Below are 14,335 nucleotides of genomic sequence, written 5' to 3' on the forward strand. Positions count from 1 at the left end.
AGTGTAGGCCGATATCTATAACCCTGGCGACGCTCGGGTCTTGTGCGCGCGGGTCCCGGAACGCACGCCGCCTGCAAGGCAAAGCGTGTCGTCGAACGCGATAAGCGCTACGATCAGAAGCGCGTGCCGAGTTGCTGGAAGCGCGGACATTTTCCAGTCGAAACGCGGGTGGCGCGCGTACTGCTTCTGGTTCGGGAACGAATGCGTACCGTAGAAGGAGGTCGCGATGCAACATGGAAACGCTATTGAATATGGCGGTTGCCTCATCCATCCGATTGTGACCGCATCGAACGGTGGACGATTTGCCGGCGCCGCGACAATTGTCGATCGGGATGGAGAAGAACGTACGATTGGGGTCGATGGCGATTTCGGACAGGCTCAGGAAGCAATGGATCAGGCAATCGAACTGGCGATCGCCTGGATTCATCGACGACGCGTGGTCTCTGACCACTATGTACGCGGGGGATAACGACTGGACGGCAAATCGTGCTGTGCACAAATTGCAATGCAGTGTAAAAAATTGCGGCGTGCGCGTCTCTTCTACTACTGGAAGTCTGACCGCCGCACGCCGCCTCGCCTATTCCTCTGCAGAAACCGCGCAGGACCTGAATCACCGCAGGACCTGAATCACACTTGCGAAACACGTTAGGTCTTGTGGTTAGGGCGGTTTCGGCCGTCTCCATCGTGGCACAGCGAACGATCTGTTGTTCCGCATACCGGACTGTTCACCACGCACGCGTGCGTCATGGCGCGTCCGGGCGAGAGCCGTCGAGAAGCTGATGAATCGTCCCTATCAGCCGTGCTATCGGGGCAGGCTTCAACAGGAGTACGTCCCATAGCGGCTCCTGCGAATGAGGCGGCAGCGCGGCCGACAGCATGATCACCGGAATGCGCGCCGTCGCACTGTCACCCTTCAAACGCCGGCACAGTTCAACGCCATCGACGTGCGGCATCATCCAGTCGGTCACAATCAGACTGGGGTTCTCGAGCGCGGCGACGCTCTGTGCCGCCTCGCCGTTCTGCGCCGTGAGCACGCGATATCCCTCACGCTCCACCAGTAGCCGGAGTGGGCGCAGAATATTCGGATCGTCATCAACTAAAAGGACCGTCGGCAATTCACGTACCGCGCATTCAGGTCAAAAGGATAACAAGTGGCCTTCGCAATAAGCGTACCCGAGAGACATTCCGGCGTCGCGTGCGGCAGCACGGCCGAATCTTCGTGCCGCGAGGACTACAATTCAGTCTGCACGGCGTCGCTTGGCACGTGCATCCCAATACCAATTTCGCCTTGGAGGCCATATGGCCAGACCGTCCGCGCAATCCGAGGCGGACCGCGCGCGGCGCGCGGGCACCCTGGTCACACCAGCGCTTGGTGCGCGCGCGCATCGACCGCCCGACTTCGCGGCTGAAAGCGAGTCGATGCATCGTCTCGCGCAGGCGCTGATCTCCTCGGATGGCGCCATGCTGCAGACGCTCTCGGACATGGCACTCGATCTATGCGAGGCGGGCAGCGCGGGCATCGGCTTGCTGGAGCCCGGCACCGGCGGCCCCCCTGTTTTCAGATGGGTTGCCGTTTCGGGCGCGTGCGTTGCCGCCGTAGACACTACAACCCCGATTGAAGACAGCCCGAGTGGCATTGCGCTCAAACTGGCCGCGGGGCAACTGTTCTCGTATCCCCAACGCCACTATGCCTGTCTGGAACACGTTGAACCCGAGATTATCGAAGAACTGGTCGTACCGATTCCAGGCGAACCGGAACCGTGGGGCACCGTGTGGGTGATGTCTCACGACAAGGCGCATCTTTTCGACTCCGAGGACCTCAGGATCCTGACCCGCCTCGCGAACTTCACTTGCGCGGCGCTCACCATCACACGGGCGAAAGCTGAAGCGGAAGCCCGCGCGGCTGAAGCGGACGCAGCAAGGAACGCACTGGCGCTAGCCGAAGCACGCAAGGACGACTTCATCGCGACCCTGAGCCATGAACTGCGCAATCCGATTGCCCCTATCGACAGCGCGCTGAGGGCAGCGCGAAAGCTCGCGACGGACAATCCCGCCGTACTGTCCGCGTTGGGCATCGCCGACAGGCAAATGCGGATACTGAAACGGCTCGTCAGCGACCTGCTCGACGCGTCCCGGATCAGGCATGGCAAACTTTCCGTGCGTCCCTCGTACGGCTTGCTCCAGGACATCGTGGCGGACGCGGTGACGGCGCTGAAGGCCGACGTCAACAATGACCGGCACCGGCTGCATATCACCGTTCCGCCGTATCCGGTGACCGTTCACGCGGACCCTGCCCGCCTCACGCAGGTTGTGTCGAATCTGCTGTCGAATGCGGCGAAATACACGCCTCCCGGCGGCGACATCACGTTGCTGGTGGAGGCGCCGGATCTTGGCAGTGCCCCGATAGACGATTCATCGCCCCGTACCGCGATCATCCGGGTAAAGGACAACGGCGCCGGTATTTCAGCGTCGCTACTGCCACACGTCTTCGACATGTTTGCCCAGTCGGCGTCGGCACGCCAGCATGCAGAAGGAGGACTCGGAATTGGCCTGGCTGTCGTGAAGCATCTGGTGACGGCACACAACGGCACCGTTACGATTGCGAGCGCGGGCGAAGGCGAGGGGACGGAAGTCACCCTGCGACTCCCGATTGTCTGCAAAACCGCCGGCGAGGCGCGCATGACCCCGAAGCGCACGATGGCGCCGATGCGCATCCTCCTGGTCGACGACAACGCGGACGCGACCGAGGCGCTGGGTACCTTGCTGGAACTCGATGGACACGAGGTGAAACGGGCACAAAGCGGACCCGACGCGCTTCGGATCGTGGAGTCGTTTACGCCGGGCGTTGCCCTGATCGATATCACGATGCCCGGCATGGACGGCCTCGAGCTTGCGCAGTTGCTTCGCCTGCGCCCGCAGTGCGGCCAGACGAAGCTGGTGGCGTTGACCGGCTATACCGAAGGCGCCGGTCGCCTCGAGGCGGGCGTTGGCGTATTTGACTGCCATCTCACCAAGCCGCTGTCGCTCGACGACCTCGCCGATGCGCTGTTGCGCCTCGAGCGCTCATGAAACACGCGATTACATTCACCCGACATCTTGCATGCATAAAGATTCGTGGCGCAATTCACTCCAGGTATTAATACGGATAAACGACGGATAAACGACGGATAAACGACGGATAAACGCCAGTTCATCCATGCAAGCGCTTAACACTCGGCGTACACTCGCTCGAAACCCATACTACGGGGCATACGGGGCTGCGCAGCCGCCCGTAGTCAAACGAAGGTTATCGGAGAATCAGGAGAACAATCAATGAGCTGGACTCGGGAACAGAGAAACGTCACGATCGCCGCCTATCTGGGCTGGACACTCGACGCATTCGATTTCTTTCTAATGGTATTCGTATTGAAAGATATCGCGGCGGAGTTCAATACGAATATCCCGGCGGTCACCGTCGGCATTATGCTCACCCTGATGATGCGTCCGGTCGGCGCATTGATTTTCGGCTGGCTCGCCGACAAATTCGGCCGCCGTCCAACGCTGATGGTCAACATCGCGTGCTTCTCGTTGCTGGAATTGCTCTCCGGCTTTTCGCCGAATCTGACCACCCTGCTGGTGCTGCGCGCGCTGTTCGGCATTGCGATGGGCGGCGAATGGGGCGTCGGCGGCGCGCTGACGATGGAAACCGTGCCGCCGAAGTCGCGCGGCTTCGTCTCGGGTCTGTTGCAGGCCGGTTATCCGAGCGGCTATCTGCTCGCATCGGTCGTGTTCGGCATCTTCTATCAGTACATCGGCTGGCGCGGCATGTTCTTCGTCGGCGTGCTGCCGGCGTTGCTCGTGCTGTACATCCGGGCGCACGTGCCGGAGTCGCCGGCGTTCAAAACGCTGGAAAAGAAAGCGCATCTGGGTCTCGTCGCCACGTTGAAGCAGCATGTCGGACTGTCGCTGTACGCAATCGTCCTGATGACGGCGTTCAACTTCTTCTCGCACGGCTCGCAGGATCTGTATCCGACCTTCCTGCGCGTGCAACGTCAGTTCGACGCGCATACGGTGTCGTGGATCACGATCACGCTCAACGTCGGCGCGATCTGCGGCGGCCTGTTCTTCGGCGCGTTGTCGGAGAAGATCGGCCGTAAGCGCGCCATCTTCATCGCCGCGCTGATCGCGCTGCCGGTGCTGCCGCTGTGGGCATTCTCGAGCACCCCAGTGCTGCTCGCGGCCGGCGCTTTCCTGATGCAGATTTCGGTGCAGGGCGCATGGGGCGTGATTCCGGTGCACCTGAACGAAATCTCGCCCGATGAAATCCGCGCGACGTTCCCGGGCCTCGTGTATCAGCTCGGCAACCTGATCGCGTCCGTCAACGGTCCGCTGCAGGCGAGCGCCGCCGAAGCGCATGGCAACAACTACGCACTGGTGATGGGCGTCGTGATCGGCATCGTGGCAGTGGTGATCGCCGCGTTGATTCCGTTCAGCCGCGAACGCCGCGGCATCGATATGACGCAATCGGCGAAGGAAGTTGTAGCGTAGCTTCAAGCGCTCGAACTAAACAGCTATTTCGTCGGCCCGTTATCGGGCACAATAGCCCCAAAGGCGGCTCGAACCGCCACGCAGCAACAGAACAAACGCAGGGCCAAACACAAGCAGCAAGCCATACGAGGCCGTTCCGATTTCGATCGGAACGGCCTTTTTTTATTTCCGCGCGCCTGGCCGTATCACGCGTGTTCGCATCCCGACCCGCGTCAGGTCTTCTAGAGGAGTTAATCGACAGTGAATCCTTGATCGCCAACGCTATTCTTCTTATCCTGAAAAAACGGCTGTTTCAAATATTCATTTGAATCGCTTGTTTGCGGCCGGATGCCCGGCAACTGGGAGACGCGACATGGCAGTTCGCACAACAGGCCGGCATGCCGGCGACACGAAGTCCCGCATCCTCGACGCCGCCGAAACGCTGTTCATCGAATGTGGCTATGAGGTCATGTCGCTGCGCCAGATTACTTCGCGTGCCGAAGTAAATCTCGCGGCGGTCAACTATCACTTCGGCAGCAAGGAATCGCTGATTCACTCGATGCTGTCGCGCCGGCTCGACCAGCTCAACCAGGAGCGGCTCAAATTGCTCGACCGCTTCGACGAAATGCTCGGCGTGCGTTTGACCTGCGAGCACGTGCTCGGCGCGATGTTCATTCCGGCGCTGCGGCTGTCGCGCGATCCGCGCGTGGGCGGCAAGGCGTTCCTGCGGCTGCTCGGGCGCGCTTATACCGATCCGTCGTCGTTCATTCGCGACTTTCTGAACGCGCATTACGAGTCGGTGGCCATGCGCTTTTTCGATGCATTCCAGCGCGCGCTGCCGCATCTGCCGCGTGAAGAACTCGGCTGGCGTTTGCACTTCGCGATCGGCGCGCTGTCCGGCGTGCTGGCCGGTACCGATACCGACAGCCTGATTTCCGAGTTCTCACAGGGCAAGTCGATGAACGATCTGCAACTGATCGCGCGTCTCGCTTCGCTGATGGTGGCCGCGCTCAAGGCACCCCTGCCCGATGGCACGCAACTGGCCACGTTCGCCGCCGTGCTCGGCGACGCCACCGACGGCGGCGAGCAAGACCAGACGGCATGCGCCAACCCGGCGGTGGCCGCCACGCAGCCGGCTTCAAGCGGATCGGCGGCGGCCTCGCCCGCATCGGACGGCGAACGCCGCGGCGGCAGTGTCGACGCGAACTCATTTCAGCACGCGTTGCATGGCACGGCTTGAGCGCCGCCACCGGAACATCACGAATGCCGCATACCTGAGCAGCGCCTTCAGGTCCCGCACCTAAGCGCCGCCGCGCGGTCGAACAATAGACACGACACAAACGCGACCAGAAAGCGACCCCGACGCGCGGCGGACGCAAAACCGCCAGTAGAAGATCAACAACAGAACGCGAGCCGTCCGCGCCCCGTGGATGCGTTCGCACGCACCATCGAAACAGGAGGAAACGTCATGCCGTGGTTCATCCTTGTGCTCGTCATCGCCGCGCTGGCGCTCGTCTACGTGCAGGCACGCGCTTCATGGTGGCTTGCCTTCATGATCGCGTGGGTGACAGCCGCGCATGCCAGCGGCGCTTCGGGCCCGGCGGCGACCACGGTTCTGGCCGTCCTGTTCGTGCTTCCCGCACTGGTGCTGGCGCTCAAGCCGCTGCGCCGCGCATGGCTCACCAAATCGCTACTCGATGTGTTCCGCAAGATCCTGCCGGAGATGTCGCCGACCGAGCGCGATGCGATTGAAGCCGGCACCGTCTGGTGGGACGCCGAACTGTTTTCGGGCCGCCCGCACTGGGACACCTTGCTCGGCTACGGGCCGGCCACCCTCACCGCCGAAGAGCAAGCCTTTCTCGACGTGGAATGCCAGCATCTGTGCGAGCTCGCCAACGATTGGGACACCACCATGGTGTGGCAAGACCTGTCGCCGCAAACCTGGCAGTACATCAAGGAGCACGGCTTCCTCGGCATGATCATCCCGAAGCAATACGGCGGCAAACAGTTCTCCGCGTACGCCCATTCGCAGGTCATCATGAAGCTCGCGACGCGCTGTTCGGCCGCCGCCGTTTCGGTGATGGTGCCGAACTCGCTCGGGCCCGCCGAATTGCTGGTGCACTACGGCACCGAAGCGCAAAAGAACCACTATCTGCCGCGCCTCGCGCGTGGCGACGACATCCCCTGCTTCGCGTTGACGAGCCCTTACGCCGGTTCCGATGCGGCGGCGATTCCGGACATCGGCATCGTCTGCCAAGACACTTTTGAAGGCCGCGAGACGCTGGGCTTTCGCGTCACGTGGGACAAGCGCTACATCACACTCGGCCCGATCGCGACCGTGCTCGGCCTCGCGTTCCGCGCGCTGGATCCCGATCATCTGCTCGGCGCCGACGAAGAGCCCGGCATCACCTGCGCGCTGATTCCGACCGACCACCGGGGCGTGAACATCGGCCGCCGTCACTGGCCGCTCAATGCGGTATTCCAGAACGGTCCGAATTCGGGCAAGGACGTGTTCGTTCCGCTCGACTGGGTGATCGGCGGCCGCGCGCAAGTCGGCAACGGCTGGCGCATGTTGATGGAATGTCTGGCGGCGGGCCGGGCGATTTCGCTGCCGTCTTCGAATGTCGGCATGGCGAAGATCGCCGTGCGCGGCACCGGCGCGTACGCCGCGATCCGCCGCCAGTTCCGCACCGCCGTCGGCAAGTTCGAAGGCGTGCAGGAAGCGCTCGGCCGCATGGGCGGCAACCTGTATGTGATGGATGCCGCGCGCAGATTGTCCGCGCATGCGGTGGACCTCGGCGAAAAGCCGTCGGTGATTTCGGCGATCGCGAAGTATCACGTCACCGAACGCGCCCGCATGGTCATCAACGACGGCATGGATATCGCCGCCGGCAAGGGCATCTGCATGGGGCCGTCGAACTTCCTCGCGCGCGCCTATCAGCAGGTGCCGATCTCCATCACGGTGGAAGGCGCGAACATTCTGACGCGCTGCCTGATTATCTTCGGCCAGGGCGCGATTCGCTGCCATCCGTATGTGCTCAAGGAAATGGCCGCGACGCGTGAAACGGATCGCCCCAAGGCACTGCGCGATTTCGATGCGGCGTTCTTCGGTCATGTGAGCTTCACGCTCTCCAACGTGGCGCGCAGTTTCGTCTACGGCGTGACCGGCGGCGCATTCATCGCCAGGCCACGCACGGCGCATGCCCCGCTGCTGCCGTACTACCGCGCGGCGACCCGCATCTCGACCGCCTTCGCCTTGCTCGCCGACGTATCGATGTTCGTGCTCGGCGGCGATCTGAAACGGCGCGAACGCATTTCCGGGCGTCTTGGCGACGTGCTGTCGCAGCTCTACCTGATCTCGGCGACGCTCAAGCGTTTCGAGGACGAAGGCCGTCAGGAAGAAGATCTGCCGCTGGTGCGCTGGGGCGTCGAAGATTCGCTGTACCAGGCACAGCAGGCCATCGACGGCGTGCTCGCCAACTATCCGAACCGCTTCGCCGCGCGCCTCGTGCGTATGCTCGCCTTTCCGTTCGGCCTGCCGTATCGCGCGCCGTCCGACCAGCTCGGCACCGAGATTGCCGAGTTGATGCAAACGCCGGGCGCGGCGCGCGATCGTCTGGTGTCGGACTCATATGTGCCGCATCCGGACGTCGATGCGCTCGGCTACGGCGAACTGGTGTTCCAGTTGAACCCGCGCGTCACCGGGATCGAACAGAAACTGCGCGACGCGGTCCGGCAAGGCGTGCTTGCGCCGATGCCGCAAAGCCTGCCGCAACTGGCCGCGTGGACCAGCGCCGCGCAGCAGAAAGGCCTGATCGATGCCGACGAGCGCCGCGTGCTCGAGGACTACGCGCGCTATGGCGCGGAAGTCGTGAAGGTCGACGATTTCCCGGCCGACTTCGACATGCTGGCCGGATTGCAAAAGCGCAAGGAAGCGCTCGACAAAGCGCTGCAGCTTGCGGCCTGAGCGCCCAGAAAAAAAACCCACGACAACGCGCAACGCATGCACACTGACGCACATTCGAAGAGGCCAGCGGAGCAACGGACCCAATGAACGACTCTTATCTGAACTTCGTCAACTCGCCGTTCGGCGCGCGCCTGGCGCGCTCGCTCGGCTTGCCGTTGCCCGAAGTGCTGCGCCGCTATCGTGCAGACCAGCCCGAGTTCGACGGCCTGGTGGCGATCGGCGCGGGCCGCGAACCGCATCTGCTCGACGCGCTCGCCAAGCTCGTGGCCAGTGTCGGCATGACCAGCGTCGCGCACGACAGCGCGGGACTGTGGGTGCCGCTCGCGAATCGCCATGGCCTGATGACGGGCCGCTTCGAACCGGCCGAATCCGGCTCGCACGGCAAGCTCAACGCGCTGCTGTTCGACGCGAGCGGTATCGAAGACAGCAGCCAGCTCGATCCGCTGCACGGGTTCTTTCACGATACGTTGCGCTCGCTCGGCAAGTGCGGCCGCATCGTCGTGCTCGGCCGGCCGCCGGAAGGTTGCGCGAGCCCGCGCCAGTGGACCGCGCAGCGCGCGCTCGAAGGCTTGACGCGCTCGCTCGGCAAGGAAGCGCGGCGCGGCATCAGCGCGAATCTCGTGTATGTCGAACAAGGCGCCGGGAACGGCATTGAAGCGACGCTGCGGTTCTTCCTGTCGCCGCGTTCGGCGTATGTGTCGGGCCAGGTGGTGCGCATCGGCGCCGGCAGCGACGCCGTGCCGGCGTTCGACTGGCAGCAGCCGCTCGCCGGCCGCCGCGCGGTCGTCACCGGTGCGGCACGCGGCATCGGTGCGGCCATTGCGGGCGTGCTGGCGGCCGAAGGCGCGCATGTGATCGGCATCGACATTCCGGCGGCGCGCGACGCGCTCGAAGCGACGCTGCGGCAACTGAACGGCACCGCCCTCGCCTTCGACATCGCCGCGCCCGAAGCGCCCGCACAGATCGCCGCGGCGCTCGATGAGCAAGGCGTCGATATCGTCGTGCACAACGCCGGCATCACCAGGGACAAAACCATCGCCAGGATGGCCGACGCCGCGTGGCACAGCGTGATCGACATCAACCTGTCCGCGCAGGAACGTATCGACGATGCGTTGCTCGCGGCCGGCATCCTGCGCGACGGCGGACGCATCGTCGGCGTATCGTCGATCAGCGGCATCGCGGGCAATCGCGGGCAGACCAATTACGCGACCTCGAAAGCCGGCGTAATCGGCCGCGTGCAAAGCATGGCGCCGCATCTGCGCGAGCGCGGCATCACGATCAACGCGGTCGCGCCGGGCTTCATCGAAACGCAGATGACCGCGAAGATTCCGCTGACGATTCGCGAAGCCGGCCGCCGCATGAATTCGATGAGCCAAGGCGGCCTGCCGGTCGACGTCGCGCAGACCGTCGCGTGGCTCGCGCATCCCGGTTCGGCGGGCATCACTGGCCAGATCGTGCGCGTATGCGGGCAAAGTCTGATTGGAGCGTGACCATGCGCGAGCCGTTTAATGGCGGTCACGCAACGAATGCGGTCCGACCCAAAACCGTCGTCATCGAGCAACTGCCCGCGCCGGCGAAGCTGTATGCGCGCGCATTATCCGGCCTCCTCAAACGCGGACACGACACGCATCTGCCGGCGCTGCGCCTGGTGCGCCCCGCCGCGCCGCTCGATGCGGCGGCGATCGGGCATTACGCGCGGGTGTGCGGGTTCATTCCCGAGCACGGCGTGCCGCTCACTTTTCCGCATCTGCTCGCCTTCCCGCTGCATCTGCTGATGCTGACCGACCCGGCTTTCCCGTGGCCGGCGCTCGGGCTCGTGCATCTGGCCAATCATGTGCGGCTGCGGCGGCCGATAGCGCATAACGACGTGCTGCGCGTCGAGGTCGAATTCGGCGCGCTGCTGCGTCACGACAAGGGCCAGGCGTTCGTGCTGCATTCGCGTCTGTACCGGCGCGGCGAAGCCGTGTGGGACGGCGACAGCGTCTATCTGAAGCGGGGCGTGCCGGCAAGCGGCGATCCTCTTGGCGCGCTCGAACTCGATCAGGCTGCGTTGCAACGTCTGTCCCGCTGGCAATTGCCGCCGCAACTGGGCCGCGACTACGCTCGCGTATCCGGCGACTACAACCCGATTCACATGACCGCGTTGTCCGCAAAAGCATTCGGTTTTCCGCGCGCCATTGCGCACGGCATGTGGACGCTGGCCCGCGCCGCCGCCGCGCTGCAACCGCCGAAACCGCTTGCCGAAGCCACGCTCAGCGCGGAATTCAAAGTGCCGATGCTGCTGCCGGGCGAGGTGTCGTTCTGGAGCGCGTCGCCTTCGCTGATCGAGCGCGAACTGGAAGTACGCGATATCGCCGGAGAGAAACCGCATTTACGCGGCCGCATGCAATGGATGCTGCAATGAAGTGCGCGCTGTTTCGTGCGAATGCTTCGTGCGATTGCCGTGCCATTGTTTCGTAACCGCATGGAATGACAGCAGCATGAAATTCGTTGTGTAGTGAATGTAGACCGCGAAAGCGGAGCCGAACGCAAACCCGAAGTAGTCGTCATTCGCACCGTTCAGTAACCGGGGAACGACCCAAAGGAGCCGAGCATGTCCAACCCGCTGCCCGCCGTGCGCCGCGTCGCCATCATCGGCGGCAACCGGATTCCGTTTGCCCGCTCGAACACCGCCTACGCGACCGCGTCGAATCAGGACATGCTGACTTTCACGCTGCAAGGCCTGATCGATCGCTACGACCTGCACGGCCAACGGCTCGGCGAAGTGGCCGCCGGCGCCGTCATCAAGCATTCGCGCGACTTCAATCTGACGCGCGAATCGGTGCTGTCCACCACGCTCGCGAAGGAAACGCCCGCCTACGACGTGCAACAGGCTTGCGGCACCGGTCTTGAAGCGGCGATCCTCGTCGCCAACAAGATCGCGCTCGGGCAGATCGACGTGGGGATCGCGGGCGGCGTCGATACGACCTCCGACGCGCCGATCGGCATCAACGAACGGATGCGCAAAATCCTGCTCGAAGCGAATCGCGGCAAGAGCACGGGGCAACGCGTCGGCGCGCTGACCAAGCTGCGCCCCGCGATGTTTTTCAAACCGCTGCTGCCGCGCAACGGCGAGCCGCGCACCGGGCTGTCGATGGGCGAACATTGCGAGCTGATGGCCAAGCGCTGGAACATCTCGCGCGAAGCGCAGGACGTGCTCGCCTACGAGAGCCACCGCAGGCTCACCGAGGCGTACGCGTGCGGCTTCGTCAACGATCTGATGACGCCGTACCGCGGCCTCGCGCGCGACAACAATCTGCGCGCCGACCTGACGCTCGAAAAACTCTCCGGCCTGAAGCCGGTCTTCGATCGCGACGCCGGCACGCTGACGGCCGGCAACTCGACGCCGCTGACCGACGGCGCGTCCGCGGTGCTGCTCGCAAGCGAAGACTGGGCAGCACAACATGGCCTGCCCGTACTCGCGTATTTGAGCGGGTCCGAAACCGCCGCGGTCGACTATTTCGACAAGAAAGAAGGCCTGCTGATGGCGCCCGCCTACGCGGTGCCGCGCATGCTGGCGCGCGCCGGCCTGAGCTTGCAGGACTTCGATCTGTACGAAATCCACGAAGCATTCGCGGCACAAGTGTTGTGCACGCTCGCGGCGTGGCAGGATGACGAGTATTGCCGCACGCAACTCCGTTTGCCGGGCCCGCTCGGGGCGATCGATCGGGCAAAATTGAACGTGAACGGCAGCTCGCTCGCCACCGGTCATCCGTTTGCGGCAACCGGCGGGCGGATCGTCGCCGGCCTCGCGAAAATGCTCGCGCAACTCGACAAACCGGCCGGCACCGCGCGCGGGCTGATTTCGATCTGCGCGGCGGGCGGCCAGGGCGTAGTGGCGATTCTGGAACGTTGAAGCGCACGAGCGTCGTACCGACCGATTCAATGAGCGACTTAACGAGCAACTCAACGACCGCCTGGATCACTGCATTAACGATTGGCCGCAAGACCGGCACACAAACATACGAAGCCACTGCTTCAGGAGACGACCGATGACCCAGCCCACGCACGCCCCGCCCTCGTCCGCTGCCGAATCCGTACCTTCAACCGCTGCCGAATCCGCACCTTCAACCGCTGCGGCGAATCGCGCGCCGAACACCGACGGCATCTGGTACGCGTCGTACCCGGCGGACGTGCCGCACGAAATCGACGTGCGGAAATACGAGTCGATCGTGCAGTTCTTCGACGAATGCATCGCGCAGTTCCGCGAACGTGTCGCGTACGTGAGCGTCGGCGCGAATCTGACGTATGGCGAACTCGGCCGCAAGGCGACGGCGTTCGCCGCGTATCTGCAAAGCATCGGCGTGAAGCCGGGCGAGCGCGTCGCGATCATGCTGCCGAACACGTTCCAGTATCCGGTGTCGCTGTTCGGCGTGCTGAAAGCCGGCGCCGTGGTGGTCAACGTCAATCCGCTCTATACCGTGCGTGAACTCGCGCATCAATTGAAGGACAGCGGCGCGCAAACCATCATCGTGTTCGAGAACTTCGCGAAGACCGTCGAAGAGGCGCTGCCCGGCACCAAAGTGCAGAACGTCATCGTCACGGGTCTGGGCGACCTGCTTGCCGACGGCCTGAATCTGAAGGGACGTTTCCTCAATTTCATGCTGCGCCATGTGAAGAAAATGGTGCCGCAGTACAACCTGCCGACAGCCGTGCCGCTGCTCGAAGCGCTCGCGATCGGCTACACGCGGCCGTTGACACCGGTTCGCCCCACCCACGACGACATCGCGTTCCTGCAATACACCGGCGGCACCACCGGCGTCGCCAAAGGCGCGATGCTCACGCACAGGAACATCATCGCCAACCTGTTGCAGGCGAAGGTGTGGTCCGAGGGGCAATTGAGCGGCGACATCGAAACCGTGCTTACGCCGCTGCCGCTTTATCACATCTATTCGCTGACCGTGAACGCGCTGATCTTCATGGGACTCGGCGGGCGCAACATCCTGATCGCGAATCCGCGCGACATGAAGCGCGTGATGATGATCATCCGCCACGAGAAATTCACCGGCATGACCGCGGTGAATACGCTCTACAACGCGTTCCTCGAAAACGAAGAATTCCGCAAGCGCGACTTCTCGAATCTGAAACTCGCGATGGCCGGCGGCATGGCCACGCAGAAGTCGGTTGCCGATCGCTTCAAGGCGGTCACCGGCAAGCCGATCATCGAAGGTTATGGGCTGACCGAGTGCTCGCCGATCGTGTCGATGAATCCGGTGGATCTCACCAATCTGCGCGATTTCGAAGGTTCGATCGGTTTGCCCGCGCCGTCCACGCAAGTGCGATTCAGGAAAGACGACGGCACGTGGGCGAACATCGGCGAAGCGGGCGAACTGTGCGTGCAAGGTCCGCAGGTGATGAAAGGCTACTGGAATCGTCCGGAAGAGACCGCCAAGGTGATCGATGCCGACGGCTGGCTCGCCACCGGCGACATCGGCGTGATGGATCCGCGCGGCTTCATCCGTCTGATCGACCGCAAGAAGGACATGATCCTGGTGTCGGGCTTCAACGTCTACCCGAACGAAATCGAAGACGTGATCGCGATGCATCCCGACGTGCGCGAAGTCGCCGCGATCGGCGTGCCCGACGAGGTGCACGGCGAGCGTGTGAAGGTGTTCATCGTCAAGCGCAATGCGTCGCTGACGGAAGAACAGGTGATTGCCCACTGCCGCAAGAACCTGACCGGCTACAAGGTGCCGAAACTCGTCGAATTCCGCGACGAGTTGCCGCAAACCAATGTCGGCAAGATCCTGCGCCGCGCGCTGCGCGACGAGGAACTCGCCAAGCACAAGGCGGCCTGAGGGGTAAGGCGCGTCCGCGCCACCC

The 14,335-nt window shown here is 63.4% G+C and carries 10 protein-coding genes; 9 read left to right on the plus strand and 1 reads right to left on the minus strand.

All coding sequences use genetic code 11. From position 1 onward, the window contains the following. Positions 1 to 226: 226 nt before the first annotated feature. Positions 227 to 469, plus strand: a complete 243-nt coding sequence (locus SB772_RS20405) for a hypothetical protein (RefSeq protein ID WP_410835021.1) — start codon at positions 227 to 229, stop codon at positions 467 to 469. Between the two features lie 274 nt (positions 470 to 743). Here the strand turns inward: SB772_RS20405 and SB772_RS20410 are convergent, their stop codons facing one another. Next, positions 744 to 1,115 carry a response regulator gene (locus tag SB772_RS20410; RefSeq protein ID WP_410835022.1) on the minus strand — a complete coding sequence of 124 codons (372 nt, stop codon included), beginning with the start codon at positions 1,113 to 1,115 and terminating at the stop codon, positions 744 to 746. Positions 1,116 to 1,299: 184 nt separating this feature from the next. On the opposite strand from SB772_RS20410, the gene SB772_RS20415 reads away from it, so the two are divergent. The 8 genes from SB772_RS20415 to SB772_RS20450 all read left to right on the plus strand — a co-directional run bounded on the left by SB772_RS20415 (position 1,300) and on the right by SB772_RS20450 (position 14,310). After that, positions 1,300 to 3,069, plus strand: coding sequence for an ATP-binding protein (locus tag SB772_RS20415; RefSeq protein WP_410835023.1), 1,770 nt, complete (start codon positions 1,300 to 1,302; stop codon positions 3,067 to 3,069). A gap of 243 nt (positions 3,070 to 3,312) precedes the next feature. After that, positions 3,313 to 4,527, plus strand: coding sequence for an MFS transporter (locus SB772_RS20420; RefSeq protein ID WP_410835024.1), 1,215 nt, complete (start codon positions 3,313 to 3,315; stop codon positions 4,525 to 4,527). 352 nt (positions 4,528 to 4,879) lie between these two features. Next, positions 4,880 to 5,746, plus strand: a complete 867-nt coding sequence (locus tag SB772_RS20425) for a TetR/AcrR family transcriptional regulator (RefSeq protein WP_410835025.1) — start codon at positions 4,880 to 4,882, stop codon at positions 5,744 to 5,746. Positions 5,747 to 5,974: 228 nt separating this feature from the next. Next, positions 5,975 to 8,473 (plus strand): acyl-CoA dehydrogenase, encoded by a 2,499-nt coding sequence (locus tag SB772_RS20430; protein ID WP_410835026.1) that lies wholly within the window; start codon positions 5,975 to 5,977, stop codon positions 8,471 to 8,473. A gap of 83 nt (positions 8,474 to 8,556) precedes the next feature. Further along, positions 8,557 to 9,963 (plus strand): 3-oxoacyl-ACP reductase, encoded by a 1,407-nt coding sequence (locus tag SB772_RS20435; RefSeq protein ID WP_410835027.1) that lies wholly within the window; start codon positions 8,557 to 8,559, stop codon positions 9,961 to 9,963. 2 nt (positions 9,964 to 9,965) lie between these two features. Beyond that, entirely contained in the window at positions 9,966 to 10,877 is a 912-nt protein-coding gene (locus SB772_RS20440) for a MaoC/PaaZ C-terminal domain-containing protein (RefSeq protein ID WP_410835028.1), read from the plus strand. 189 nt (positions 10,878 to 11,066) lie between these two features. Continuing rightward, a complete protein-coding gene (locus tag SB772_RS20445) occupies positions 11,067 to 12,368 on the plus strand; it encodes an acetyl-CoA C-acetyltransferase (protein WP_410835029.1) in 1,302 nt (433 codons plus the stop codon). Between the two features lie 136 nt (positions 12,369 to 12,504). Next, positions 12,505 to 14,310: an AMP-binding protein gene (locus SB772_RS20450; protein ID WP_410835030.1), complete on the plus strand. Its 1,806-nt coding sequence runs from the start codon at positions 12,505 to 12,507 to the stop codon at positions 14,308 to 14,310. The last annotated feature ends 25 nt before the right edge of the window (positions 14,311 to 14,335 follow it).

Origin of the sequence: Paraburkholderia sp. SIMBA_030, assembly GCF_046535245.1 — a bacterium.
In the GTDB taxonomy this organism is placed as follows: domain Bacteria; phylum Pseudomonadota; class Gammaproteobacteria; order Burkholderiales; family Burkholderiaceae; genus Paraburkholderia.